At 62.4% G+C, this 25,894-nt stretch carries 26 protein-coding genes; 12 read left to right on the top strand and 14 right to left on the bottom strand.

Annotated features, from left to right (window positions below; genetic code table 11):
* Positions 1 to 54 precede the first annotated feature (54 nt).
* The 4 genes from J3D46_RS10750 to J3D46_RS10735 all read right to left on the bottom strand — a co-directional run bounded on the left by J3D46_RS10750 (position 55) and on the right by J3D46_RS10735 (position 3,405).
* On the bottom strand, positions 55 to 1,095 hold the full coding sequence (locus tag J3D46_RS10750) for an ABC transporter permease (protein ID WP_253467000.1): 1,041 nt from the start codon (positions 1,093 to 1,095) through the stop codon (positions 55 to 57).
* A gap of 65 nt (positions 1,096 to 1,160) precedes the next feature.
* Complete coding sequence (locus tag J3D46_RS10745; RefSeq protein WP_253466996.1) at positions 1,161 to 1,805, bottom strand: ABC transporter ATP-binding protein; 645 nt, start codon at positions 1,803 to 1,805, stop codon at positions 1,161 to 1,163.
* Complete coding sequence (locus J3D46_RS10740) at positions 1,802 to 2,917, bottom strand: peptidoglycan-binding protein (RefSeq protein ID WP_253466993.1); 1,116 nt, start codon at positions 2,915 to 2,917, stop codon at positions 1,802 to 1,804. Before J3D46_RS10740 ends, J3D46_RS10745 begins: the two co-directional genes overlap by 4 nt.
* A 230-nt stretch (positions 2,918 to 3,147) precedes the next feature.
* Positions 3,148 to 3,405, bottom strand: a complete 258-nt coding sequence (locus tag J3D46_RS10735; protein WP_253466990.1) for a hypothetical protein — start codon at positions 3,403 to 3,405, stop codon at positions 3,148 to 3,150.
* A gap of 256 nt (positions 3,406 to 3,661) precedes the next feature.
* On the opposite strand from J3D46_RS10735, the gene J3D46_RS10730 reads away from it, so the two are divergent.
* Entirely contained in the window at positions 3,662 to 4,108 is a 447-nt protein-coding gene (locus J3D46_RS10730) for a hypothetical protein (RefSeq protein ID WP_253466987.1), read from the top strand.
* 1,028 nt (positions 4,109 to 5,136) lie between these two features.
* Here the strand turns inward: J3D46_RS10730 and J3D46_RS10725 are convergent.
* A complete protein-coding gene (locus tag J3D46_RS10725) occupies positions 5,137 to 8,058 on the bottom strand; it encodes an NPCBM/NEW2 domain-containing protein (protein WP_253466984.1) in 2,922 nt (973 codons plus the stop codon).
* Positions 8,059 to 8,393: 335 nt separating this feature from the next.
* Here J3D46_RS10725 and J3D46_RS10720 point away from each other — a divergent pair, with 335 nt between their 5' ends.
* The 4 genes from J3D46_RS10720 to J3D46_RS10705 all read left to right on the top strand — a co-directional run bounded on the left by J3D46_RS10720 (position 8,394) and on the right by J3D46_RS10705 (position 11,396).
* Complete coding sequence (locus J3D46_RS10720; protein WP_253466981.1) at positions 8,394 to 8,612, top strand: hypothetical protein; 219 nt, start codon at positions 8,394 to 8,396, stop codon at positions 8,610 to 8,612.
* Between the two features lie 162 nt (positions 8,613 to 8,774).
* Complete coding sequence (locus J3D46_RS10715; protein ID WP_253466978.1) at positions 8,775 to 9,014, top strand: PLDc N-terminal domain-containing protein; 240 nt, start codon at positions 8,775 to 8,777, stop codon at positions 9,012 to 9,014.
* A gap of 4 nt (positions 9,015 to 9,018) precedes the next feature.
* Positions 9,019 to 10,077: a hypothetical protein gene (locus J3D46_RS10710; RefSeq protein ID WP_253466975.1), complete on the top strand. Its 1,059-nt coding sequence runs from the start codon at positions 9,019 to 9,021 to the stop codon at positions 10,075 to 10,077.
* Between the two features lie 122 nt (positions 10,078 to 10,199).
* Entirely contained in the window at positions 10,200 to 11,396 is a 1,197-nt protein-coding gene (locus J3D46_RS10705) for a TerC family protein (RefSeq protein WP_253466972.1), read from the top strand.
* A gap of 3 nt (positions 11,397 to 11,399) precedes the next feature.
* On the opposite strand, the gene J3D46_RS10700 is transcribed toward J3D46_RS10705, so the two are convergent.
* Both J3D46_RS10700 and J3D46_RS10695 read right to left on the bottom strand, forming a co-directional pair.
* Positions 11,400 to 11,855: an SRPBCC domain-containing protein gene (locus tag J3D46_RS10700; RefSeq protein WP_253466969.1), complete on the bottom strand. Its 456-nt coding sequence runs from the start codon at positions 11,853 to 11,855 to the stop codon at positions 11,400 to 11,402.
* 67 nt (positions 11,856 to 11,922) lie between these two features.
* The gene (locus J3D46_RS10695) at positions 11,923 to 12,915 is read right to left on the bottom strand and encodes an AraC family transcriptional regulator (protein WP_253466966.1); all 993 of its coding nucleotides are present in this window, start codon (positions 12,913 to 12,915) and stop codon (positions 11,923 to 11,925) included.
* An 80-nt stretch (positions 12,916 to 12,995) separates the two neighbouring features.
* On the opposite strand from J3D46_RS10695, the gene J3D46_RS10690 reads away from it, so the two are divergent.
* Positions 12,996 to 13,451 (top strand): DUF1772 domain-containing protein, encoded by a 456-nt coding sequence (locus J3D46_RS10690; RefSeq protein ID WP_253466963.1) that lies wholly within the window; start codon positions 12,996 to 12,998, stop codon positions 13,449 to 13,451.
* Here J3D46_RS10690 and J3D46_RS10685 read toward each other — a convergent pair.
* Positions 13,448 to 14,812: an MFS transporter gene (locus J3D46_RS10685; protein WP_253466960.1), complete on the bottom strand. Its 1,365-nt coding sequence runs from the start codon at positions 14,810 to 14,812 to the stop codon at positions 13,448 to 13,450. The two genes, J3D46_RS10690 and J3D46_RS10685, sit on opposite strands and share 4 nt — an antisense overlap.
* A 182-nt stretch (positions 14,813 to 14,994) precedes the next feature.
* On the opposite strand from J3D46_RS10685, the gene phnD reads away from it, so the two are divergent.
* Genes phnD through J3D46_RS10660 form a run of 5 tightly spaced genes read left to right on the top strand, consistent with a single transcriptional unit; the run spans position 14,995 to position 18,929 of the window.
* Positions 14,995 to 15,894 carry a phosphate/phosphite/phosphonate ABC transporter substrate-binding protein gene (gene phnD, locus J3D46_RS10680; protein WP_253466956.1) on the top strand — a complete coding sequence of 300 codons (900 nt, stop codon included), beginning with the start codon at positions 14,995 to 14,997 and terminating at the stop codon, positions 15,892 to 15,894.
* On the top strand, positions 15,891 to 16,700 hold the full coding sequence (gene phnC, locus J3D46_RS10675; RefSeq protein WP_253466953.1) for a phosphonate ABC transporter ATP-binding protein: 810 nt from the start codon (positions 15,891 to 15,893) through the stop codon (positions 16,698 to 16,700). Before phnD ends, phnC begins: the two co-directional genes overlap by 4 nt.
* Positions 16,669 to 17,532, top strand: a complete 864-nt coding sequence (gene phnE, locus J3D46_RS10670) for a phosphonate ABC transporter, permease protein PhnE (protein WP_253466950.1) — start codon at positions 16,669 to 16,671, stop codon at positions 17,530 to 17,532. Before phnC ends, phnE begins: the two co-directional genes overlap by 32 nt.
* 10 nt (positions 17,533 to 17,542) lie before the next feature.
* Positions 17,543 to 18,310, top strand: a complete 768-nt coding sequence (locus J3D46_RS10665; RefSeq protein ID WP_231341656.1) for a tyrosine-protein phosphatase — start codon at positions 17,543 to 17,545, stop codon at positions 18,308 to 18,310.
* Complete coding sequence (locus tag J3D46_RS10660; RefSeq protein WP_231341655.1) at positions 18,303 to 18,929, top strand: TetR/AcrR family transcriptional regulator; 627 nt, start codon at positions 18,303 to 18,305, stop codon at positions 18,927 to 18,929. The genes J3D46_RS10665 and J3D46_RS10660 overlap by 8 nt, the downstream gene beginning before the upstream one ends.
* A 5-nt stretch (positions 18,930 to 18,934) precedes the next feature.
* On the opposite strand, the gene J3D46_RS10655 is transcribed toward J3D46_RS10660, so the two are convergent.
* Both J3D46_RS10655 and J3D46_RS10650 read right to left on the bottom strand, forming a co-directional pair.
* The gene (locus J3D46_RS10655) at positions 18,935 to 19,672 is read right to left on the bottom strand and encodes a GAF and ANTAR domain-containing protein (protein ID WP_231341654.1); all 738 of its coding nucleotides are present in this window, start codon (positions 19,670 to 19,672) and stop codon (positions 18,935 to 18,937) included.
* Between the two features lie 219 nt (positions 19,673 to 19,891).
* Positions 19,892 to 20,869 (bottom strand): nitrilase family protein, encoded by a 978-nt coding sequence (locus tag J3D46_RS10650; RefSeq protein WP_253466947.1) that lies wholly within the window; start codon positions 20,867 to 20,869, stop codon positions 19,892 to 19,894.
* Positions 20,870 to 20,980: 111 nt separating this feature from the next.
* On the opposite strand from J3D46_RS10650, the gene J3D46_RS10645 reads away from it, so the two are divergent.
* On the top strand, positions 20,981 to 21,877 hold the full coding sequence (locus tag J3D46_RS10645) for a LysR family transcriptional regulator (protein WP_253466943.1): 897 nt from the start codon (positions 20,981 to 20,983) through the stop codon (positions 21,875 to 21,877).
* On the opposite strand, the gene J3D46_RS10640 is transcribed toward J3D46_RS10645, so the two are convergent.
* Genes J3D46_RS10640 through J3D46_RS10625 form a run of 4 tightly spaced genes read right to left on the bottom strand, consistent with a single transcriptional unit; the run spans position 21,874 to position 25,765 of the window.
* Positions 21,874 to 22,896, bottom strand: coding sequence for a LacI family DNA-binding transcriptional regulator (locus tag J3D46_RS10640; protein WP_231341651.1), 1,023 nt, complete (start codon positions 22,894 to 22,896; stop codon positions 21,874 to 21,876). The genes J3D46_RS10645 and J3D46_RS10640 overlap by 4 nt on opposite strands.
* A 25-nt stretch (positions 22,897 to 22,921) precedes the next feature.
* Positions 22,922 to 23,668 (bottom strand): cupin domain-containing protein, encoded by a 747-nt coding sequence (locus J3D46_RS10635; RefSeq protein ID WP_253466940.1) that lies wholly within the window; start codon positions 23,666 to 23,668, stop codon positions 22,922 to 22,924.
* A 2-nt stretch (positions 23,669 to 23,670) separates the two neighbouring features.
* The gene (locus J3D46_RS10630) at positions 23,671 to 24,633 is read right to left on the bottom strand and encodes a PmoA family protein (protein ID WP_253466937.1); all 963 of its coding nucleotides are present in this window, start codon (positions 24,631 to 24,633) and stop codon (positions 23,671 to 23,673) included.
* A gap of 25 nt (positions 24,634 to 24,658) precedes the next feature.
* Positions 24,659 to 25,765, bottom strand: coding sequence for a Gfo/Idh/MocA family protein (locus tag J3D46_RS10625; protein ID WP_253466934.1), 1,107 nt, complete (start codon positions 25,763 to 25,765; stop codon positions 24,659 to 24,661).
* Positions 25,766 to 25,894 lie beyond the last annotated feature (129 nt).

The raw sequence follows: 25,894 nt of genomic DNA, 5'->3' as shown, positions 1-25,894 counted from the left end.
ATAGCTACCATGCTTTCTATTATTTATTGCATTAATTCCTGGATGAAAGTAACTCTATGGAACTCGCAACTCACGCACGGGATCCCGATGCGAAGCTAAATATGCAGGCAACACCACAGCTATAACTCCTACCAGAACTGCCAGAACTACAATTCCTAAATAGAAGTCAGGCGGCGGCTGCGGTGCTCTCTCCCAATGAAGAACACCTGCCGAAACTATCGCCCCGGTCCCAGCGCCCACCAAGCTCATGATGCCCGCTTGGCAGATCAGTAACATCGTGATGAAACGGCGCGTAGCTCCTAATGCGCGTCGCCTACCGAACTCTCTTCGCTTAATCATTACGTGGGTTGAAAAAACCGCCATGACAAGAACGACCGTGACAAAGAAGATCCCCATCACAAGTTCATGACTATAACTTTTGAGTTGAGAATGTATTTTCGATTGAAGTGATGCCAGTTGCTCACTAGTTTCGAGAGTGACCTTGCTGATGTCGGTGATTCCCAGCAGCGAAGTCAGTGTTGCAGCTATCGGACTTACCAGCTCTGCGCGCTCGGCGATTACTACTAGAAGACTGATCGCGTTCGGCCCTTCGTGTTCGCCTTCTATTGAACGTGGTACAAGGACCAAGGGCTCTAAGAATTGGAGAAAATCCGGCACCTGGATGTCACCAACCAGCTCGTACGACCGAGATGCTCCAGCTGAATATAGACCGCCACTCGGGTAGGACATCCCAAGCTCGGCGATTGCAGCAGATGAGGCAAACGCTCCTTCTGCAGGCGCCCAGGTTTGTTCCAAACCCAGATACTCGGGGTCGAACGTGTAAAGCTCTCGAATTGGAACGGGGTTGCCGCCAATCACACGGGCGTTTCTTGAGTCGAAAGCCGAGCTGAAGGCTCCTGCCCACTCCACACCTTCGACATTTTTGATTCTTTCCAAGATGGCCGTGTTCAGACCAGAGTCTGGGTCGCTCCGGATGGCGATTGATCTCGTTCCTGCGGAGTCGATGGACTCGAGAACAGATTGCCCAACGCCGGCGGTTCGGCCTGTGGTGAGCAGGACGGCAACGCACATGCCCGCTATCACAATGATCGACATTGCTGACGTGACCTTCTGGCTGGTCACGGTCAAGATAACTTCGCGGAGGAATGGGAGAGGGAGCGTCATAGTCCAATCACCCTGTCGCAGCTGTCCATTACCCGCGGATCATGGGTTGCCACCACCACAGTGCCTCCTTCCAAGGCCCGTTGGCGCAGAGCATCAATCACAGCTCGGGAGCTTTCAGCATCCAGATTTCCGGTGGGCTCATCGGCAAGCAGAAGAGGGGGATTGCCCATCAGTCCCCTGCAGAGCGCAATCCGTTGAGCTTGGCCGCCTGAAATCTGTCCGGGCTTATGGTCGGAACGGGTTTCAACACCAAACTGCCTCAAGAGATCATGAGCACGGGCAACAGCGAGATCACGTTTGAGCCCGCTATACAGGGCAGTCTCCACGACATTGTCGAGAACTGTTCTCGAAGAATCCAGGACGGCATCTTGAAAAACAAATCCGTAATTGCGGGCACGCAGGCCGGCACGACTCGCGTCGCTTAATCTGGTTACATTTCTTCCGAACACCATGATTTCGCCGCTCAAAGGCCCCAGCATCAAACCCAGTAAATACAACAGCGTTGATTTCCCGCGTCCGCTAGCCCCCGCCAAGGCAACCATCTCTCCTGCATTGAACTGTTCCGACCAATCTTCGATAATCAGATCCGATTTTGTGTATCCGAAGCTGAGGTTGGCAGCCACCAGCGGATGGGCAGTCACGGTGCCCCCTGACGTGACCTCGCAGGGACTCGCACCGACGTACCTGGATCGATCCCGTCGATGATGCTCATTCCAAGAGCACTCATAGTGATCCGAACTTTATGGTGAACGCCTTCCCGATCAATAACTTCGAGCTCACCATTGGGTTGAGACAGGATCGCAGCGGTTGGTAGCGTCAGACCCGTCGTCGGTTCAACTACAACCAATTTGGACGGAAGCTCACGGCCTTCAGGCGGAACGATGGAGCAATCCAAGCCGCAGATGGTCTTCTCCGCCCCGCCGCTGAGCTCAAAATTGACACCCTGCCCATCACTTGAGGCGCCCGAAGCCGGGACTACTCCCGTCCAGACAAGTCCGTCTTTGGGTGCCCTAATCTCGATGACGGCCCCGGGTTTCATCAAAGAGGCCTGCGCTGGCGATGCTCTGACGGTAAAGCTGGGCTGAGCCGCAAAAGCGCTAATGGCTTTCTCTCCACCAACAACATTTAGTCCTGGAGCAATGACTCCGGTGTCAAGGGCGATACGGGCCGGAAGAGCTGGCACGAATACGACATCCTCGCCACGGACCACGCCTGTCGCATCAATACCTTGGGAGCTTTGCCACCGTTTGACAGCCTCAGTGAGGCCGTCGTCGAACCGACCGTCAGCCGCCCCATTGAAGAGGTCCCTGTCCTTCAGCATCTGCTCTAGTTGGCCAACATCCCCGCCCGTGTCGCCCACCTGAAGATCTCGGAAGGAAGGAACGGCGCCGACTGCGATCGCTACTGGACGGAGGTTGACGCTATACAAATTGGAACCTTGGCCGAGCACGTCGCCAGCTTGCGATTGGACGAATACCTCGGTAACAACACCGGACGCGCGGTTCGCGGCTACCGGTGTCGCAACCCAGGACGCCAAGGTCGTGACATCGATGGTCGACCCAACCGTGCCAGATACGGCCTCAACGTACGTAAACTGCGTTGGTTCATTGACGTCAGGAGCCGGTTGCAGTACCGCCTTTGCCGCCCACCCGCCTGCTGCGGCGGCACAGCAGCACAAGATGAGGACGACAATATGACTCTTGAATTTCCGAGCAGAGATTGAAAACACCTTTTTTATGTTCCTAATGCTCATGAGTCATTCCAAGAATTGAGCTCTAGTTCGCTGTGAACAGCAGGCCATAATGACCAACCCGAGAAGGCCAACCCCGCGGCAACTACCAAGCCACCTGGTATCTCGCACATGCGCTTCAGGATCATGATTGCTCCTTAGTGAAGAACCATCTTTCTTGACCCGCACAGCCTGCGCCTGCAAATCCACGTCTAGGTGGCAAAACCGCCAAACTAGGTGCTGCGAGGACACAATTAGGTGCCGAAAACCTCAAAAATGAGTGGTCGCCTGCCTCGTCTAGGTGCCATGCACTCCCCCTGACGACGCCCGGCCTCCTCGCGCGCGTTGACCAGCTCGGGGTAAGCGTCAGTCAAGCGGTTGGCACTGAGGGCACCCTCCGCCGTCGTGCCCTCAGTCCAATCACAAAGCGCCGCGGCATACAGGGCGAAGTACGCGTTCCGGGATGTCAGGAACCGCTTGGGGTATGCGGCTTTGGTGGACCTCTGGAACATTGTCCAGATGCTGGCGGTACTTGCACCCCAGGCAGCTGCTTCGAGTTCCTGCTAACAAACGACGACGGCGAACCCTCCTAAGCGGGTAGCTTCCCCCGTGCGAGGATGAGGCGTGGACACTTCCTCTGAGCAGCTGGCGATCGCAATCGGAAAAGCGCTGGGCGGCGGACAGGCAAGCGCCTACAGCGGCATTTCGTATTGCCAAAGCGGTAACCACTTGGTGAGGCATTCAGTTTCGGTGCACCCAAGGGCCTTCATGTGGTCTGCGACGGAGTTGCCTGACGGGCCTACGAGAACATTCGACCCCCGCTCCCTCACACTTCAGACGGATGGAGTCGATGATTTCCGCCTTTCCATCGATCGCATCCCGTTTTCGTTTCCTGAAGCTGTCCAGCTTTCGTTCCCACTCTCCCTGCCCATTTGGGGCCGGCACCTGGACGACTATCACCCGGTCGCTTGTGAAGTGAATGGCCCGGACACGACACTCCTGCTGAGGCACCGCATTGACCCGACAATCTTTGGGTCCTTCACCTTTGAAACAGAAAGCGGCATCGCGAAAACCCTGTTGACACCCACGTCGGCACTGAAATTGGAGCGCGAGCTCCCACCCGATAATGGAAAACACGACTTCGGCTTCGTGGCCGGCTTGGGTGACCCTGATCTGCAGAATCGCCTTCGCCCCGACGAAAAAACCGACCAATAAAGAAATGGCCTGCAGACGTTAGTCCACAGGCCATCGTCATCTTGCCGGTCACTCACGCTCGCTAGGCTCCTGGCTGGACTCTTTGAGCTTGCTCCGCCACAACAGGTACGAGCCATACAGCCCGGAACCAAGCATGACGGCGACCCCAATGCCTCGCCACCAAACAAACGGCTGCCAGGTCGCAAAGATGATGGCCATTGCGAAGAACCCAGCAACTTGCAATGGATGCGGTACCTTGCTCATCATTCCCTCTTTCGATTGGGCGCCGCGTGATCGGCGGGCATATTAATGACGAAGGCAGTCTGAACCGGACCTCACACTCAGGCGAGGTCCGTTCCCTTTGAGCTCACGAAGCGCCCGTGTCTGGTTAGCCAGCGGAACATGCCAACGGTCCCTGCGAGGCTGAGTAAGGGAATGAGAACAAAAATCCATTCGCCTCCCCTGAAAATTAATGCGGTGCTCATCGCCGCCACGCTTCCCAAGCCCAAAGCGGCCGCGCGTGCCGACCCCACCCCGAGTGGAACCCATCGCCAACGCCCGTAATACGTGGTGGCAACGACGAGGAGAGACATGAGAAGTAGGCCAACGAGGTATACGAGCGGCGGAGGGACCAGACCCACGGATGATATGCCCGCGCCGGAAATCAAGGACAGGCATAGCGAGAACTGTTTGGCCTTACTCATTGGCCATTTTCACCAGCTGCTTGCGCCGGAAGGCCACGAAATGTCTGCTTGCCTGCTCCGACATCATGCTTCCTCCTAGTGAAGAACGGTCTTCGTTGACCCGCACATCGTGCACCCGCCATTTCCCGTCTAGGTGGCGACGTGCTCCGAACTAGGTGCTGCCAGAGTGAAAACAAGTGCCGAAAAGCCCAAAAATGAGTGGCCGCTAGCCGCGTCTAGGGGTTCGCGAGGGAGCGGGGATGGCCTCTTGCGGGCACCACCTTCACTAGCACCCCACGATGAAACAAGTATGGGACCCGCCCCCTCCAGCGGATCCCACACTCTGACCTCAACCAACCAAGGAAACTACCGCAACCCCGGCGGCAGATTCCCCACAGCGATACCCATGATGTTCAGCCCCTCGTTCACCAAGGCACTCCCCTGCGGCAACGTCACACTGGACACCTCAAACGCCGGCGGAATGTCGATCTTCGTGGCAAAGATACGTGCCGGCTCATCCACCCGCACCACCGTCGACGGCCCACCGATGTAAGCCTGCGTGTGCCGCTGGTGATAGGCCGAGGACGCCACCACCACCGAAGTATCCGTAGCCACCCCGGTGCGCCAGTTCGGCAGCGCAATGGTCACGGTCCGGCTCTGACCGTTAGTGAAGTGCACTGTCGCAACCCCGGAGGACACGTTGCCGGTGGAGAAACCCGTCACCAGCAGAGTCCGCCCGCGGCCGGAAAGAGCTACTTCCTGACCCGCAGCCTTCACAGTGTCCGGCGTTCCCACAGCCGTCGGATGCCATACGGAGGAGACGCCAAACGCCGAGTACGGCTCGCCCGAGCCAAGCCCGGCAGCAGCCAACGCCTCCTCAGAGAACGTCCGGCGGTCAGAAGAAACAGCTCCGTTCCGAGGGTTAGCCGCATTCGCCACGGAGGTCTGATTCAGCAACGAAGCAAAAGGCAAAGGAGCAACAGCAACACCCGGCCCCTGGTAGGCCCCGATGTTTGGCGCCCCAACAGAGGCCCCAACAGGAGCCCCAACAGAACCGGCACCCGAGGTGGGGTTACCGAAGAAGTCCCTGCCGCCGTCGTCGGCCACTACAGTGCCAGCGCCCAGCAGCGGCGACCCGGAAGCAAGCCTGTACCCGGGAACGTCCAACGTGGTCTGCCCCGAACCGCCAGCCACCAAATGGGGATCACCCAGCACCGAACCCGTCTCGCCAGCAGGCGGGAGGATGCCACCGAAGTACGCGTTGTTCGCATACACAGCAGCAGCGGATTTGAGAACGCCGCCCGGTGCCACAAACAGGTTGTTCCGCACCTCGCGTGGGCCGGTCATGTCATCCAAAAACACACGCGACGGGCAGTAGAAGGTGTTGTTGTAGATGTAGTGCTTGCCGGTGCCGCTGCTGCTGCCGCCCAGTCGGCAGTCGTCTTGGGCGATGTTGTAGCGCAGAACCACGTTCGCCGCCGTAGCACCGCCACCGCAGTTGGAGATGCAGTTGAGGTAGAAGCCGCCGGCGTTCCCGTACGAGTAGTTGTACTGGAAGAGGCAGGTTCCCACGATCTTCATGTCGCAGTCCCAGGCGGTGGAGTCATACGTGGAGGTGGTGCTGTTGCCCACCACGTTGAACTGGAACACCGGGTTCTTGGAGTTGTACGGCCACATGCCCGCGAAGTTGCCGCCCTCATAGGGGTGGGCGCCCTGGCCGAGGTTGAGCCCCCTGTTGTGCTCGATGAGCGGCGCGTCAGAGTTATGGATCACGATGGCGTCGCCGCCCACGTCATGGATCTCGTTCCGGGCAACGTACACCTTGGTGTTGTAGCGCTCGGTGGTATCGGGAGCGGAGATCTTCACGCCGCCACCGGCAGCGTCGTTGACCTCGTTGTCGGTGATGGTGATGCCATCCACGGATCCCTTGCCCCAGGTGCGCACCATGATGCCGGCAGACTGCGCGAAGCCCGCGCCGTCCGTGGCCTTATTGCGCCACCCTGCCACGTCCTCCACATGGTTGCCAGTGACCACAATCCCGGCAGTCTGCGCCGTTCCGCTGTTCTCGAAGAGGATCCCGACCCTGCGCACCGGAGTGTCCGACGGGTTCACCACACGCAATCCGCTGACGGTCCAATGGCTCGCGTTGGTGATCTGGATGGCTGCCACTGCACCGTTGCCGTTGATGGTCGGCTTATCGCCCTCACCGTAGGAGGAGAGCGTGATGGGATGGTTGGCGACGCCGGTACCAGCCGGCGTGAGCGAGCCGGTGCAGTTGGTGCCAGCCCGGAAAAGGATCGACTCGCCAGCATTGAACGCGCTGTGGCCGTTCACCTGGGCGATCGAGTTGAACGGGCTTGCCTGGCTGCCGTCACCTGGAGCAGGGGCCGAGCAATCCACATAGAACTTCGCATCGCTGATCTGCACAATGAGCACGCCGATTTTGCCTGTGGTGGCCACATCGAACGGCCCGGTGCCGGTGGCGACCAGTTCGGTGGTCCCGCCCGCAGCTCCCGTTGGCACCACAAAGGTGATGGTGGCCGCCCCGGTGGCGTCAGCAACGGCGTCGGCCACGTTTTCGCCGCGGAGGCCCAGGCTAACGGGGCTGAGCGGTTTAAGGTCACGCACGACGACGGTCGCTGGCGTCCCGGGGACCAGCCCGTTGAGGTTGGTCCCGGCTGAGCCCTCAACGCGCAGCGGTGCTGCGAGGAAGGCGTCCGAGCAGTTGATTTTGGCGTCGGCCCAGTCGGCGTGATCGTTGCCGTTCCCTTCCGTGCCGGTCTCCACCTTGAGCTGCAGGGTGGTGCCGCCCAGCAGATCCACATTGACGGGCAAGGCCCCGTCCGTCCCCGTCCGCTCCCCCGCGAACCGTTCCACCCCGTCCACCAGGACCTTGAAGTCAACGCGACCGCGGTCTCCCTGGGTATCGTCCACGCCAACCTGCGCCAGGAACTGCCGGCATTGGCCGCCCAGGTTGTAGGAAATGTACGAAGCCGCGTGCGTGCCAATGCCCTTGGGATAGACAGTGCCGCCGATGGTCAGCGGCCTCCGGTTGGCGTCGCCCAGCGCCTGGCCTCCGTTGCTCATGTCCAGTTCCGCCGGTCCCCAACCGTTGCTCATGCTGGCCCACGGAACGTCGCTGGCATACACGACGCCGGTGGGCGGGGGTGGTAGTTCAGCTGCGGTTGCGCTTGGGCTGGCTGCGATTCCGGTTGCCAGCGCTGCCGCCGTTAGTGCCGCAGATGCGGCAATTGCTGCCAGACGCCTGGCCATGGGTTGTGGGTGCAAGTGGGGCTCCTCATTGAGTGGGTTTCCTCAAGGAGTTTCTTGCCGGCTGTGCGGTTGTGGCAACCAAATGCACAGGTATGAACATGGCGGGTGCTGTCACCACCTAGACGATCGCTTTAACCACTCATTTTTCGCTGGCTACACTTAGGTGGTCACCCGAGAACCCTGGTTTTGCGGCCGTGCCACCACCTAGGCCATCGGTTTTACCTCTGTGAGTCGTTTCTATCTGCTCAGAATAATCCCGGCTGCGTGATCATTGTCGGTCATGCATCAGGACCTCATGGCCCTGTTGTGCTGGTTCGTCGACGCGGTCGACTGGGGTCAGAGAGGAACAAATGAAATCACTGTTTTTCCACGCTCCTGTCGTGTTGATCGTGGCGGGGTGCGTCCTCTTTGTCGGCGCAATAACTGGCATGAATATCGCCGGCTACGTGATTGATGAGCAGAAAATCGACCCCGGCGATTCCCTATTGCCGTTGTGGTTTAGTTTTTTGGGTGGGCCTGTTGTGGCGGCCATCGGTGCTGGTTGGCTCGTCAGGAGGCGTAAAAGCTAGAGCCCACCACTGAGCCTTCTCCGATCTGGAACGTCATGACCGCGTTGGTCTGAGGCGACCAGAGCGCGAGCCAAGCCGTCGGCACGAAGGCGGGCTCCGGCGTCGTACGTTTGCAGCGCGAGTGCTAGTTTGGACCGAACCGGCTGGTTCGAGGGGGACGACATGGAAGCTTGGGAATGGGTCTTGGCGTCGCTGGCGGGACTGTCCGCGGTGTTCGTCATGGGAGCGAACATTTGGGCCATCTTCGATGTCCTACGGCAAGACGGCCTCGATCAAATTGCCCGGATCCTGTGGGTGTTGCTGTTTTTCGTGGCGCCGCTGTTCGGTGTTGTGGTCTGGCTTTTTGCAAAGCCGCGCCTGACTAACGTGAGCGGAGGCATACGCCTTCGCAGAACCCTTTAGCGCCATGGATTCACTGCTGCAGGGCCCCCGAGGCCGCCGCCTGTGCCTCGAACTGGCGATGGAAATGGACCAAGAGATCCGGATCGCCGTCTTCCACCTCGGATACAAACTCGATCCTGGGGCGGGCAGGTCGCGGAGGATGTTGACCATGTCTCCCTCGGGCGAGGTGCCGCCTCCCCCGCCAGAGCCGACTGTGAATGAGCTCGCAGCATTGATCACGTCCTTGGATCTCAAGGGCATCACCAACCAGCTGGTTCAGAACGCTTTGGAGCGGGCCGTTGATACCGCCCGGTATTGGCAGGAACCGGACGGCGAGGACGTTCTTGCCGCCGCGTCCGTGATAGCGAGGGCGCTGGCCTACGTCGCAAACGGTGTTCTTCGGGCACCTGCCGCAGAATCGTGGACCCGTGAGGCTGAGGTGAGGCAGTGGAGCATCGATTGGCGTTCGGCGGGAGACCCTGCGCCACTCGCCGGAAATCCCCGACAGAAGCTGGCAGAGTGGGCGCGCAACCAACGGGCCGGGGAGGTCCGTGCTGCGCGGGAACGCCGTGCAGACATCAGGGCCAACGTGGGAGGCGAGTGGTGGTCAATACCCCACAACCTCATGCAGTCCACTGGGCAGATTCCGCAGGGCCTGGATCTGGTGGAGGACTCGCTGGGATGGGAGAACGCCACCGCCATCCCAGTCGCCGGAACCGGACAGATCCTGGAGATCGGGACAGCTGCGGATTGGATCCAGCTATGCCGGGAATTCCCATTGAAAGTCACCGCATCCCGCAGACACGACTGGTTCCGCACGACGGGCCGGGACGGACATTGGGTCATCCCTGACTGGGAAAGGGCAAGCTCACGATGGGATGCTGTCCACCTCACCGTCGCTGGTTACCTTCACTTGGCCGGCCGCGCACTTGAAGTGGACCCGGCCGAAGGAACGGCGAGTGTCATCGCCGGCTGGAACCCCGACACCACGTTCTGGCTCAACGACGTCGTCCGTGAATCCGGGGAGCCTCGTCAACACTGGCATCGGGAGCACAACCAGGACGAGTGGACGCTCCGGGGTTAGCCCCTTGAATAAAGATCCTGCCATTCGGTTACCACCCGCCCCACCACTCCCGGTAAATTTAGACAAAGAGTTTGACCCTCGGTGAGCAACACCACTCGCGCGCCTCACGAAAGCAGGATCATATGACTGTCTCTCCCCTCATCTGGGGCATCACCATCGTCGTCATTCTGGCGCTCTTGGCCTTCGACTACTTCTTCCACATCCGGAAGGCCCACGTCCCCTCACTCAAGGAAGCGGCCATCTGGTCCTCCATCTACGTGGGCCTGGCTGTGCTGTTCGGAGTATTGGTCCTGATATTCGGCGGCGGGCAGATGGGGTCCGAGTACTTCGCCGGTTACATCACGGAGAAGGCCCTCTCGGTCGACAACCTGTTCGTGTTCCTGATCATCATGGCGAGCTTCCGGGTGCCGCGTGAGGATCAGCAGAAGGTCCTGCTCTTCGGCATCGTGTTCTCACTGATCGCCCGCACCGGCTTCATTTTCCTGGGCGCCGCGCTGATCAACTCGTTCGCGTGGGTGTTCTACATCTTCGGCCTCATCCTGCTGCTAACAGCAGGCAACCTGCTCAAGCCCGGCGACCACGGGGACGGCCAGGCGAACAACTTCATCATCCGGCTCGCCAAGAAGCTCTTCCACACCACGGATAAGTACGACGGCGACAAGCTCTTCACCATGGTCAACGGCAAGCGTGCCCTGACTCCCATGCTGCTGGTCATGGTGGCTATCGGCGGCACGGACATCCTCTTCGCGCTCGACTCGATCCCGGCGATCTTCGGCCTCACCCAGAACGTCTTCATCGTCTTCACCGCCACGGCGTTCTCGCTGATGGGCTTGCGCCAGCTCTACTTCCTGATCGACGGCCTGCTGGACCGCCTCATCTACCTCTCCTACGGCCTGGCAGCGATCCTCGCGTTCATCGGCGTCAAGCTGATCCTGCACGCCCTGCACGAGAACAACCTGCCGTTCATCAACGACGGCGAGCACGTGAACGTCATCGAGATCACCACCGGCCTCTCGCTGAGTGTGATCATCGGCGTCCTGGTCGTCACCGTGGTGCTCTCACTGATCAGCCCGGCCGGCAAGGCCCAGACCGCCATCAACAACGCCCGCCGTCACGCCGTCGACTACCTCGACCTCGACTACACCGCCGACGCCAACGAGCGCGAACGCATTTACCGCGCGCTAACGGCCGAAGAAGCGCAGATCGTCCAGATGCCGTTGAAGTACCGGAACAAGGCCAAAGACGTGGACAAGATCCGCGAGCAAGTGACCGAAGCCCACCGCCAGCACGAGGAGTTCCTCAACCGGCAAAGCAGCTAAAAGTCAGGCGGTGTTCTCGGCGGCAACTTTCAGGTCGGCGGCAAACTGTTCAAAGCTGGCGTCGAACGACGGGATCTTATTGGCGAACAGCGGGAAAATCGGCCCGCCGATGCGTTCGTTCATCTCGAACAGGGTCCCCCCGCCATTGGTTTCCGTGAGCGTGTAGACGCGGGTTCCCATCGCGTCACCCCAGGCCAGCCGACTGGACGGTTCGAACTCTTTGACCTTGAGCTTGAACGTACGGTTGGGATCCAGTGTGGAGACCAACTGAATGGTGGATCCGGGCTTGATCTCGCCCTCCACCGAAACAATCGTGGAGTTCCACCGCGGATAATCAAACGCCGTGGTCAGCAACTTCCACACGGTGGCTGGGCTGGCGTTGACGGTGGTGGACACCTGGGTGGTGCGGCTGAACGTCTTACTGACGGTAGTGGCGATTCCATCGGGACTGGGTGACATGGTGTTCCGCTTTCTCCGAAGTGCACGGTTGTTGGCCGTCTCCCTCAGATGCTACATTTCGCGACGCTCACCGGCGCCGGTCCCCGGCAGATGATTTACTGGCGTCTTCGGTTCGGCTGCTTGCCGCCCGTGAAGACCGCCGGTATCCGCTCGGACTGACGCCGTATTCCCGCGAAAACGCAGCACTGAACGTGAAGGCATTGCTGTAGCCAACCTCCTCCGCGATGACTGCGGTGGTCGCGCTGCTGGAGGCTAACCTGTCAGCAGCCAGCGCCAGTCGCCACGCGCTGAGGTACGCCATGGGTGACTGCCCGACGGCGGCACGGAAGCGGGCGGCCATGGTGGCCCTGGAGACGTGGCACCTGAGCGCCAACCCGGCCACGGTCCACGGCGCCGCCGGCTCCTGGTGCAGGAGTTCGAGGGCCCGGGCAACCACGGGTTCGCGGGACGCATGCGCCCACGGTCCCTGAGGTGCGTCCCCCCGTTCCACGCTGGCACGCACAAGGTTCAACAGGAGAAGATCCAACAGCCTGTCCAGCGCGCTTTCCTGTCCAGGCCGTTGTTGCGTGAGTTCGCGTTCCAACATTCCCAACAGGCCGCCGTCGAGGTCTTCCTCCGCGAAGACCGCCAGTCTGGGCAGCACTGACGTGACCAACTGGCCCACGGCCGCCGGTGACTGGTACGTGCCGATCAGCAGGACGGTTTCGCCGACGGCACTGTTGCCCCACGTCAACACACCTCGTGAGAATGTGAGCTCCAACTTTTCGCCACTGGGGGTGCGGCATGACTGGTCGGCATCGATAACCACCGTGGGTTCCGTGCCGGGCGCATCAGCAACGATATAGGGCTCCGGCCCACGGACTGTCGCAGCCCGACCCTGCCGGAGGAGTTGAGGTTCAGCACCGTCCGCAGTGATCCACGCTTCCCCGCGCACCACGACGATCACCGTCAGGGCGGCCTGGTCCTGGACGTCAATGGCGAAGGGTGGATCCATCACCACGCGGAGGGCAAATGCCACCTGTGCCCGTGGGCCAGTCAGGAACTGCGATAGAGGATCCATGCGGTCAGCTTAGACGTCTGCGTATGAAAAGTGGATCCTTGACTATTCATCGTCCACTCCGGCGAGGGCAGGCTTGAGGCATGACAACTTTGAGCACTTGGCTTCCCGTAGCAGCCGGAACGGGTTCGGCCCTGGTGGGCGGTTTCTACTTCGCCTTCTCCGCACTTGTGATGCCCGCACTCCGGATGCGGCCGGCAAGCGACGCGGTTGCGGCTATGAACGCCATCAACCAGAAGGCGGTAACCCCACCGTTCATGATCCTGTTCTTCGGCTCGGCCGCCGCCTCCGCTGGCGTGGTGATTGCCGCCGTCGTCGATCCCGGCAGCCAGCCGCCGCTTCGGGTGGCAGGCGCTGCGGCCTGCCTGGCCGGTTTTCTCTCCACCATGGCGATCAACGTGCCACTCAACAACCGCTTGGCCCAAGGCTCCAGCCAGGATTGGAACCCGTACCTGCGGGGCTGGGTTCCGGCCAACCACCTGCGCGCAGCCCTGTCGATCGCAGGCGCGGCGGCGCTGCTGATCCCGCTGAATCCCTAAACCGCGGGCTTCCGCCACATGACAGCCAGCACCAGCACCACGGCACTGAGCCCCAGCATCACCAGGACCATGATGCCCCAGTTCGCCTGGTTCACGCCCGGGCCGTAGAGCACGCCGATCAACACGGTCGCAGTGATCGCACCGAGGTAGCGGCAGGTTTGGAAGATGCCGGCCGCCACTCCCCTTTCCTCGGGCCTTGCAGAAACGTATAGCCCTTGGTTGGACGCGGTGCTCACCACCCCATACGGCACGCCCATCAACGCGGTGAGCACGAACACCAGCGGCGCCCACAAAGTCATGGTCAGGAAACCGAGCGTTCCCGCGGCAAGGGTCAGGATCAGAACGCCGGTGATCAGCACAGGACGCACGCCGAACCGCTCAATGAACCGCACCGTCAGTGGCGTCACCACCACCGACAACGCCGCAAGGGGCAGCATCAGCAAGCCGACTACACCGGCGTCGTAATGGCCTGCCTCCTGCAGCAACTGCGGAAGGCCAAAGAACGCGAAGTAGTAGACCCCGCTGAACACGACGAACAGCAGGTAGACCAGCAGCAGCGGCCGGTTCCGACCCAGCAAGCGAAGGTCCAGGAACGGCGGCTGGAAGCGCAGCTCGCGCCAGGCGAAGAGCGCGCCGATCACCGTGGCGGCGCCAAGCAAATACCAGCGGTAGCCGGGCATGACGTTGAGCAGCGCCATCATGGCCAGCATCAGCGAGGTGACGAAGGCGAGGATGCCGGGGATGTCGGAATCGCGGATCAACTGGCCGAGCCTGCCGGTCTCGCGCCCGGAATCCGCGGGCGCCGTCTGGCGGACAACAAACAGAGCCAGCAAGGCGATGGGTACGTTGATCGCGAAGAGGGCCTGCCAACCGACCAGGCTCACCAACAGCCCACCCACTACAGGTCCGACGGCAGCGGCCGAGGTGTTCGCCATCTGGATCCGGCCCAACGGCCGCGTGGACGGCAAGTCAGCCAACCGGCTCAGCTCGGTGACCATCACGACGGCGGACGGGTACGCCGTCGCGGTCCCCACAGCCATGAGCGCGCGGGCCACGCAGACCAGCGCGAAGTTGGGCAGGAACGGAGCGATGGCGCAGGTGACAGCGACCAAAGCCATGCCGAACATGAACAGGCGGCGCGGGCCGAAACGGTCGGCGAGCCGGCCCATCAGCGGTTGGCCGGCGGCCGACGCGAGGTAGAACGAGGTGATGACCCAGGTGACGGTGGCGACGTCGAGCTCGAAATGCTCCCTCAGCACCACCAACGCGACGGCGATCATGGACGAGTTCAGCGGATTCAGCGCCGTCCCGAGGCTCAGTGCGGCGATCGCGAGGCCGGGGCGGGGTTTGTTGGCGGTCACCCAACCCAGTCTGCTCCATTGTTGCCTCGGGTCACGAAACGGGGTCACAGGGCGGACTTTTCATGCGAGCGCAAACAGTTAACCTCCCCGCCATTTGAAGTACGGCAGTCTCGTAATTCCGATTCAGATACTGCTGGTTTCGTAATTCCCGTCACCCCCAACACATGACGGAAGGCACCACCATGCACGCTCGTGCAGGCATCATCGCAACTTCGTTTATCGGTATTCTGGCCATCGGAGCCCTCGCTGGCTGCTCCGGCGACGCCAACGCCGCCGGAGCAAACAGGAGCACAACCGAGCTCGTCTTCGCCACGCCCCCGGGTACCGACGATCCCGACGAGCAAGCCATCATGGCCGACCTCGCCACCATGGTGGGGGACGCCTCCGGCCGGACCATCACCAACCTCCAGCCGGCCGACTACCTCGGCGTGGTTGAGGCAGTCCGCAACGGCTCGGTGGACGTCGCCGTCCTCAGCCAGTTCTCCGCGGCCCTCGCCTACAAGACCGACAGCGTGGATCCGCTCCTCGTGTGGCCCGCGAGCACCGAGCCCGCAAGCTTCTGCCTGGCCAAGAAGGACAGCGGCATCCAGTCCCCCGCCGACGTGAAGGGCAAGCAGGTAGCCTTCATCGATCCCGGCTCCACCACCGGCTACTTCATGCCCAAGGCACTCCTGGCCAAGGCCGGACTCACGGACGGCACCGACTACAAGAGCACCTTCGCCGGCTCCCACGACTCCGCCGTCCTGGCCCTCGCCAACGGCAACGTTGACGTCGCCTGCACCGCCCGCCAGTTGTACCCGACGTTCGTCCAGAAGGGCGTTATCAAGGAAGACGAGATCACCGTCATCGCCAAGTCGGACCCCATCCCCGTCGGCATCTCCATCGTGGTCCGGAAAGACCTGGACAACGACGCCCGCGAAGCACTCAAGGCCAAACTCCCCGCCCTCATCACCGCCAACGAGAAGGTCTCCAAGACGTTCGGGATCAGCGGCGAACCCACGGCTGACCCGGAATTCAGCACGTACGCTCCGCTGGTTGACGTGGCCGAGTCCATCGGCGTTGATCTCCAGGACCTCCGATGAGCCTTTTGTCACCAACGAAAGGCACGACGGCGGCACTCGCCTCGTCGGCGACGCCCACCGTCCGCGCACGCAGGCTGCGGGTCCAATACGGGAATCAGGTTGCCCTGGCCGGGATCGACCTGGACGTGTACCCGGGCGAAGTCGTGGCGCTGCTGGGCCACTCAGGATCCGGCAAGTCCACGCTGATGAAGACCCTCACCGGGATCGCCCCCTTCACCGCTGACAGCCTGGAAGTAGCCGGCCGCTCAGTAGCCCAGCAGAACCCGACCGGCCTGCGCGAGCTGCGATCCGACGTCGGCTATGTCTTCCAGCACTTCAACCTGGTGCCGCGACTGACCGCCCTCACCAACGTGCTGACCGGCGGACTCCACTCGGCCGGGCCTGTGAACATGCTGGGCACGTTCAGCCGGGCGCAGCGGACCATGGCGCTGGAACTGCTGGACCGGGTAGGCCTGGCGCACAAGGCCAAGCAGCCGTGCCGGAGCCTGAGCGGCGGTGAGCAGCAGCGCGTCGCGATCGCCCGTGCGCTCATGCAGCAGCCGCGCCTCATCCTGGCCGACGAACCCGTCGCGTCCCTGGACCCGCGGCTCGCCGGCAACATCCTTGGCCTGCTCCGCGACATCGCCCGCGAGGAACAGATCCCCGTCATCGTGAGCCTGCACGTGGTGGGTCTCGCGAGCCGCTATGCCGATCGCGTCCTTGGCCTGCACTCCGGTGAGCTCGTGTTCGCCGGCCCCGCCACCACCATCACGGAAAAGGAGGTGCACCAGATTTATGGAACAGACACTGAGCTCCTCGAAAACTGAAGCCCCCGCAGAGGCGGCAAAGACCATCAACACCAGCCTCCCCGAAGCCGACCGGCTCCGGCTTTCGCGTCCCTTCGGCCTCCCCACACCACGTGGCGCTGCGCTCTGGGTGATAGTCGCCGTCGTGCTGGTCTGGGCCGGAATGGGCGCCGGGTTCAACCCGGAGAAGCTGCTGGACGGCATCCCCAACATGGGCAACTTCCTGGGCCGCCTCTTCCCGCCGACGTTCGACAAGTTCGGCATTATCATCAAACTGCTCGTCGAGACCCTGCAGATGGCGTTGGTGGGCACGGTCCTCGGCGCGCTGGCTTCGCTGCTGCTGAGCTTCGGCGCGGCCAGCAACATTGCCCCGCGCTGGGTCTACACCTCCTGCCGGGCTGTGCTGAACGTGCTGCGCTCCGTCCCGGAACTCATCTTCGCGCTGATGTTCGTTTCCGCCGTGGGGTTGGGTCCGTTCGCCGGTATCCTCGCGATCGTGCTGGGCTCAGTGGGATCCATTGGCAAGGTCTACGCCGAAGCCATGGAATCCGTGCAGCCCGGACCGGTGGAAGCCCTCACCGCTGTGGGCGCCAACAAGCGCCAAATCATCAGCTATGCAGTCCTCCCCCAAGCGGCGCCGCTGCTGGTCAGCTACACACTGTTGCTCTTCGAAGGCAACGTCCGCGGCGCCACCATCCTGGGCCTGGTGGGCGCGGGTGGCATCGGCTTGGAGCTTACTACCGCAATGCGCATGTACGATTACGGACACCTTTGCGCCATCATCATCAGCATCGTCGTGCTGGTCACCATCATCGACCGGGTCAGCGCCTTCATCCGCGCCAAGCTCAGCTAGGAACTCTCTTTTGGAAACTCTGGATCTCTCCCCCGTCAACCTGCGCGACCTCGGCGGCCTGCCCGTTTCCGGCGGCACTACGCGTCCCGGCGTGCTGCTCCGCAGCGATGATGTCTCGGTGATGCCGGCGGCTTTTGCCCAGCAAATGATCGACGACGGCGTCACGTCAGTCATCGACCTCCGCTCACCTGAGGAGGCACTCTTCACCGGGCGGGGACCGTTGACGGTTCCCGGCGTGAGCTACCACCACCTCGCATTGACGGCTTCGGTTTCATCGCCGGAAGACATCAGCCACGAGATGATGACCGCTGCCACTACTCCTGCACATGTCGGCGCGTGGTACGCCAACCTTCTCGAAACCCAGGCCCGGCAACTCGCCCTTGGCGTCACGCTGGTAGCAATGGCCGACGGCGCAACCGTCTTCCATTGCGCGGCCGGCAAGGATCGTACGGGAGTGTTCGCCGCCGTCGTGCTGTCAGCCTTGGGCGCTACCCCGGAAACCATCTCCGCCGATTACGCAGTGACGGCCACCCGCCTGCCGCAACTGTTCCCGCGGCTCCGGGCGATCATGGGCGGGCTCATGCCGGACCGTGTCCTGGATGAGGAAGCCATCAAGGGCATGGGCGCCATGATGGGTGCCCACGCGGAGTCGATGGAGGCCATGCAGGCTCTGCTGATTGAGCGGCACGGAAGTGTGCTGGAACCTGTCCGGCGTGCAGGGCTTTCCGATGCCACCATCGCGCAGCTCCGTGAGCGCTTGGTGGTTGAGGATGCCTGACACCGGGGCCGCCACGGCAGTTGCCGACCGTCGACCGGGCAGGCCGCGCGACACCGCACTGGAATCCACCGTCCTCTCCTCCACAGTGGAACTGTTGCTGGAGCGGGATACTCGTGACGTGACGGTCTCGGCGATTACCGAGCGCTCAGGCGTGAGCCGTGCTGCACTGTACCGGCGATGGAGCAGCCGCGAGGAACTCCTTGCGGCAGCATTGGACAGTGTTCGGTCCACCATCGGATTCAAGCGCAGGGACACCACACTGGAGACGATCCTCGCCTCTTACGAGGAAGCGGCGATCGACGTGGACGGCCGAGTGGGTGCACTGGTGAAGAAGCGCGTGGCCATGGGCCTGGAGAACGATGAACTCCGAGCACTGTCCTGGAACCGGCATGTCTCACGGCGCCGCGAACCCATCGCCGCGGAGATTCGCCGCGGAATTTCCGCCGGCGAGCTGGCACCGGACGTGGATGTTGAGGCGATGATCGATCTCATCAACGGGTTGTACTACTACCAGTTCGTGGTGCGCCCGCCGGGGTCCGATCCCGTGTCCATCGCTGAAACGAAGGAACGCGTGCGGAACGCAGTGAAACTGGTGTGGGACGGTGCCCTGCGGCGGTAGACGCCCTACTCCTCGAAGTGCGTCGTGACTTTCCCCGAAGAAACAGCCGCGATGATCGACTTCGCCAGGTGCCGCAGCTTGATGTTGCGGTTGCTGGAGGCCGTGCGAAGGATGGTGAAGGCCTCTTCCTGGGTGCATTTGTTCTGCGCCATGATCGCTCCGACCGCGAGGTCGATCACGGTGCGGGACTGCATGGCTGCTGCGAGGTCGTTCCGGGCATCGCTGAGCTGGGCGATCTTCAGGGCAAGACGCAGGGATTTGGAGGCATGCGACGCGAAGACCTCGGCGTGTTCCACATCGGACTCACTGAACGCGTTGGTCAGCTCCGAGTAGAGGTTCAGGGCTGCACGGGTGTCGCCCTCCACAAGGAGCGGGACGCTGAGGATGGACCGCAGCCCTTGGTGCGACGCAGCTTCGACATAGTCCGGCCAGCGATGCTCTCGCAGCAGATCCGGCACCAGGACGGCGGTCAGCTTGTCCATGGCCGTCAGGCACGGACCCTCAAAGTCGTTTTGAAGTTCGTCCATCACGCGGGCACGGTCATCACTGCTGGCCGCAGTAGCGGACTTCTTACGGCGAAGAACGGTGATACCGCAGAAGACGGTGGCGTCAGGATGCGAGAGGCTCTCGGCTGAGAAAGCCGCTAGATCGCTGAGAAATGCCTCAACGTCTTCGCTGCCCAGGACCAGATCCAAAAAGTAGCCATTCTGGAGAGCTTCCTGCTCAGGGCGGGGGTTGACCATGCACGTTCCTACTGACTGAAATGCGTCCCCAGCAGACAGCAAAGGAGCGAAAAGGGCCGCCCTCTGCAAAACGGTCTGGCAATACCTTATCGCCCAACGATCAACGGTACAAAGTGCGGCGCGCAAGGCCTTGACCTGCAGCTACATTGACCGGCGCGCGGTGATTCGTCGGACCGGGCACCGCCTGCTCCTTGGCGCCCCGGGCGCGCCGGGGGGCCACTAGCCCTGGACGGGCTCCGTGGAAAAGCGCGCCGCCCGTGCATCCACCTCGTTTCCTTGCCGACGGATCAGGATGTCGTAGAGTTCGGGCCGGCGCCCACGAATCCATCTGCGCCCGGTTGACAGAGGTGTGAGGCCAAGGTCCAAATCGGCGGTCACCACAGCCTCATCGGCTACCCAGGTCTCGGCCACAATCGATCCGTAGGGATCCACGATCATGGAATTCCCTGTCCGGATTTCATCGTCGTCGCGGCCCACCCCGTTGCTGAAGAGAACGAAAATCCCGTTGTCGTGGGCCCGGGCGGGCAGCCACCGCATAAGCCACCCGCGTCCGCTGGGGCCACGGAAGGCAGCCTCGATCGCCGCGGGATCCGTTTCACGGTTGTCCCACAGTTCGGCAGGGACCGGCTTCATGCCACGAGGGCTGACGGAGTTTGTGCCGCCCGTCTGGTGCGGAGCAATGAGTACCGTTGCCCCGAGCAGCGCCGTGGCGCGAACGTTCTCCACCAGGTTGTTATCCCAGCAGATCAGGATTCCCACCTTGATTCCCCAGGGCGTATCGAACACTGTGAACTCCGATCCGCTCCTGATGGAATCATGCTCGAACGCATGCAGTTTCCGATGGGTGCGAACGGTGCCGTCCGGAAGGCAAAGGGAGTAGGAGTTGTAGAGCTGCCCTTCGCCATCGACCTCCAAATATCCGATACCGATTCCCAGGTCCAGCTCTTCGGCCAGTTCCCTGACAGCGCGGACCTGTACCCCATCCTCGGACTGCGCCAGTTGGCGCAAACGGTGAGGGGTCTGCTTGCGGAGGTGCCAATAGCCGATGAGGCACATTTCCGGGAACACGACAATCCGGGCACCGTCCTCTGCGGCCTTGGTTGCCAGGCGGCGGATGGTCTTCAGGTTGAGGTCCGGGCGATCGGGGACCGCTTCGAACTGAACAACTGAAGCGCGAAGGGTGGGGGTGGCGGGCATTGGTTTCTCCTTGGGTTTGGACACCTCCCATGCTGGTCGCCTCCAAACATTCCGTCCAATGAAATCTTGCGCCCATTTGATTCCTATTCGGAATGGAACTACGGTCCATAAATGGAAATACGGCTATTGCGATCCTTTGTTGCCGTCGCGGAGACCGGGAATTTCGGGCTGGCAGCGAAGTCGCTCTCCACCACCCAATCCAATCTGACCAAGCAGATCCAGTTCCTGGAGCGGCAAGCCGGGAGCCTGTTGTTCACCCGGGGACGACACGGGGCAACGCTGACCAATGCCGGTGAAGTACTGCTTGCCGATGCGATTGACCTGGTGCGCAGGGCGGATGCGCTCGCCCAGCGAATGGAACGTGTGGCAGGTGGAGCAGAAGGTGTGCTGAACGTCGGATTCGGCATGTCGGCGATCGACGTTGCCCCGCGCGCCGTGGCCGATTTCCGGACCAAACACCCCACGATCGATATCGGGCTGGAAGACATGTCATCGTCGGCGCAGTTCGATGCACTCCGCAGCGGGGCCCTCGGTATCGGATTCGTTCGCCTGCCGGCCCCACAAGATATTGCCACCCGGATGATTCGCCGCGATCGCCTGGCCCTTGCGATTCCCAGCGCAGACCCGGTCCCCCCATCCACGCGTGAATCACTCCGGGAGTACCTCGACGGCTGCTCCGTCATCCGTCTGGATCCGGAACGCGGCCCCGGCCTGGCGGCTCAAACCGGCATGCTGTTCACGGACCTTGGCGCACATCCACATGTCCTGTACCAAACGTCGGACCTGCTCACAGTGCTGGCGCTCGTCGCCGCCGGAGCCGGCCCCGCCATAGTTCCGGAGAGCACCTCCGCCATCATTCCTGAAGGCGTACAGCTGGTGCCTCTCCACCTCGAGTCCTCGATGTGGAGCATCGGAACCGCTTGGCTGGTCGGAACCAAGGACCCTCTAGTGCCCCTGTTCCTGCAATCCGTCGAGTTCCTGCAATCCGTGGAGGCTCACGGCCCCTAAGACGCCGGCGCCGCCGTCGAGCCCCTCACCACCAGCTCAGTTCCCAGCTCGATGCGCTGCGGCAATTCCTCATCACCTTCGAGGTGCCGGAGCAGCGCGCGCATGGCGGTTTCTGCCATCTGGACCACTGGCTGGCGGATGGTGGTCAGGCCTGGCTCGATCCATTCCGCGGCGGGAATGTCGTCGAAGCCAATGATGGAGAGGTCCTCGGGAATCCTTAGCCCGGCCGAACGCGCGGCGCGGTACGCCCCAAGGGCCTGCGCATCGTTGCCGGTGAAGATCGCTGTGGGCCGTTCGGGGAGTGCCAGCAGGGCCTCGGTCCCCCGGGCCCCGGATTCGGTGGAGAAATCGCCTGGCACCATCAACGAAGGATCGACATCAAGCCCGGCACGGCGCAGCGCCGCCACATACCCATCCTCACGGGCACCGCTGCACTGAAGATCCTCACGCCCACCGATCATGCCGATCCGGGTGTGACCAAGCTTCAACAAGTGCTCGGTGGCCGAGAACGCCCCGTCCCAGTTGGCGGCCCCCACGGTCATGAGGTCCGGCCCCGGCTGCCCGACAGGGTCGATGAGGATCACGGGAATGCCTAGGGACTTGATGCGCTGGATCTGCTTGGAGTCCAGTTCATAGACGGCGAGCAAGACGCCGTCGGACTTTCGCTCCGCAAGGTTGGCCAGCCATGGTCGAATGCGCGAGCCATCCAGCGACAGGCTGCTGACCACCGTTCCGTAACCGGCTTCCTGGGCCACGCGCTCCACGCCTTCGATGATTTCGCACGCCCACTCCGAGCCCATGCCAGGGAACACCAGGTCAATGAGCCCGGCTTTCTTGCTGCGCTTGGCCGGCCGGCGGGCGTAGTCACGCTTGGCGATGATCTCTTCCACCTTCGCCCGCGTGGCTGCGGCGACGTGGGCATGGCCGTTAAGGACCTTGGAAACCGTAGGCACGGACACTCCGGCCTCGCGCGCGATCTCGCTGATCGTAGCCCGCCCCGAGTCCTGCTTGGTCACCATAGGTCCCCACCTCTCAAGCCGGGAATCACGTCCCGGCGTTTGCAGTTTCGGAAAGTTCCCACGCCTGGATCCGGCCACACATGCCATAGATCCTGCGGGTTTTCCGTTCGCCCATCGTAGTCCTCGCATCTTGCAAGTAGAAACTTTCCATTGATTCGAGAGACTCCAACTGCTGCCCCGTCAAACCCGCCTGGCGTTGCGCGCCCCCGGCCAAATACCCCCGCCAGGCGCCGGTCTTGCCGCTCACCAACTGGGCGGCGGACGCATGAAAATCGGCGAGCGCCGCGACTCCTGACTCAAGTACAGCCGCTTTCAGCTCCAGGTACCCCTCCAAAGCCAGGTCCCGACGACGGCGCGCGGCCGCCTCCGCAGCCGCGTCACCGCCGTCGGCGTCCCGGGAAGGAAGGGAAGCGGCACGTGAGTAGGCCTTGACGTCCACCAGGTGCTCGGGCGGGAAGGTCATCACGGCGTCGCCATTCTCTGGCAGCCCTGCATTCTGCATGACCACCAGGACCCTGAGGTCACCGCTGTCATTGATGGCGCGGTGCACTGTGCCCGGCGTAAACCAGACCACCGTCCCGGGTGCAAGCGGAGTGGACGTGAAACCGCGCGAGTCGAGGGTCTCCAGGCGGCCGGTCCCCTGCTGCACCACGTACGCCTCGGTGGACGCCGTGTGCAGATGCGGAGAGCCGCCGGCCGCACCGTCCATCCCGGGCCAGTCGTAAATGCTGACCTCAGAAACCGCTGTGGCGCCCGGGAACGAGTTGCACACGGTTAGACCCAACCGTCCAGCGCGGCTGCGGCAGCGTCGGCAAGGGCGGCAGCTTGGTGGTCGGCGAGGGAACCGTCGGCAATCACGACGGCGTACCGGTACGTGAGCGGTTTGCCCTCCTTCAGCGGGACTACTTCACTGAAGAACGGCGCTGAGCCGAGGCAGGCAAACATGGAAGAGCGGGCGAACCATTGGTTGGAAGCGCCCGGGTTGGCTTGGTCTTCGACGAACATGATGCTGGACTTCCGGCACGTTGCGTCGTGCTGCCCGGTAAAGGCGATCCACGGCGAGCGGGTGCCCATGAACTCATCAGCCCCGGCCCCGGATTCGGAGCGGAATTCGCCGCCAGTGAAGGAGCGCGGCCCGCGCCAGAACAGTCCGCCATATCCTGCGTTGTCGCGGCCTTCCGTGGTGGGGCTGCCGATGCCGATCTCAGCGCCGGAGACGTTGTCCATGGTGGTTTCGAACAGGAGCGCCCACGCGTTGTCGGCTGGGAGGATCTGGACGCTAAAGCGACGCCTTTCCTTGATCAGGGGTGCGCCCTCCTGCCCGCCCTGGGCCGGCTGTCCAGTCCAGAGCAGGGATTCCGTGGCAGTGATTCCTGACCCGGACTCCTCAATGCTCGTGAAGGCCTGGTGGTTCATGGCCCCGTTGTTGTCCAGGTTCGCGTAGCCGGTCTCCCGGGTGTACGTGGCTCCGCCCCAGAAATTGTGGTCGCCCACATTCGGCAACGCCCACGAAAGGCCCTTGTGCCACACATGGTCCCATGGCCTTGAAATGGTGACCTCGTCCCCTTCCAAGGTGGTCAGTGGGTGGAAGAAGGGACGCGGGCTTTCGTACTGCTCGTCCGTGGCGTGGTACGTGTACGTGGCGATGGCCTGGGCCCCGACCTTAAAGGTCAGGGAGCGGCCGTCGTCGATGTAGCTGAGGGTATCGGTCAGTGAGGTCTGCGTTGAGGTGGCCATAAGGGTTCTCCGGTTGGGTTCGGGTTTACAGGCGGACTGTGGAGGCGAGGACGCGGGTGCCGCGCCCTTCGCCGTCCATCCCCTCGTAGAAGGCATGGCCGGGGACGATTTCTCCGCGGCGCACGGGGCGGCCGGTAAAGGCCGATGCGTAAATCGCGGCAGCGAACTCCAGGGTTTGGCGCGCTGAGTCCGCGCCGGCTGGGAGGGGCAGTCCGGCGTCGAGCGCGTCATACATGGCGAGGAATTGCGCTGAGTGGCCGCTTCCGCGCTCCAATGGTTGCCCGGTCCAGGCCTCCGACACGGCGTCCTCGTGTCCGGGCGCTGCCGTGATGGTCCAGTCCTTGGTGCCGTAGCCGTAGAGGTGGCTGAGTTCAATGGTGGCGAACTCGCAGTCGACGCGGATGTCCGAGGTTTCCCGCGGGGAGAGCAGGGAGTTGATGACGGTGGCGGCGGCGCCATTCCCGAAGCGGACCAGCGCGGCAGAGAAGTCCTCGGTGGACGTGGCGCGGGCTTGCCTGGAAGCGATCGCGCTGACCTCTTCCCACGGACCGAGCAGGTGGAGGAGGAGATCGAACTGGTGGATGCCGTGGCCCATGGTGGGCCCGCCGCCCTCGGCTTTCCAAGTGCCCCGCCACGGCAGGTCGAAGTATTCATCGGGCCGGTACCAGAGGGTGTCGCAGCGGGCCACGAGCGGGCGGCCGAAATCGCTGCCGCCGATCAGGGTTCGGGCCGCGGTTGAGGCGTCGCCGAAGCGGTGCTGGAAGACGCACGAGAACTGGGCGCCACCCTTGGCTTGTGCGTCGTTGAGCCGGTCAAAGTCGGCCAGGCTCAGGGCCGGAGGCTTCTCGGAAAGGACATGCGCGCCGGCCTCGAGGCACTCAATCGCCTGGTCAATGTGCATCATCGGCGGGGTGCAGAGATGCACGATGTCTGGTTTTGCCTCAGCCAGCAACTCGGTGAGGCTCTGGTAGCGGCCGACTATGCCGTGTTCATCGCCAAAGGCCTGGAGGCGTGCGTCGTCGACGTCGCACGCGGCCACGAGCTCGGCCCGGTTGTCGGTGCGGGCCAGGTTGGATGCGTGAACTGCTGCGATGCCGCCCGTGCCCACGATGGCCACTCGGTACGTCTGCATGTTTCTCCGTAGGATTCAGGATGGAAATATTCGGAAAGTTTCGGAACTTTGCTGGTCTCTGGATGCTGCTTCACCACTGTGTGGCATCAACGCTATGGAGATTCTGCTCGTAAATCAACACTTTCTGAC

The organism is Paenarthrobacter sp. A20 (assembly GCF_024168825.1).
Lineage (GTDB): Bacteria > Actinomycetota > Actinomycetes > Actinomycetales > Micrococcaceae > Arthrobacter.
Note: the sequence above shows the minus strand (reverse complement) of the source record. Positions and strands in the feature narration are given on the sequence as shown.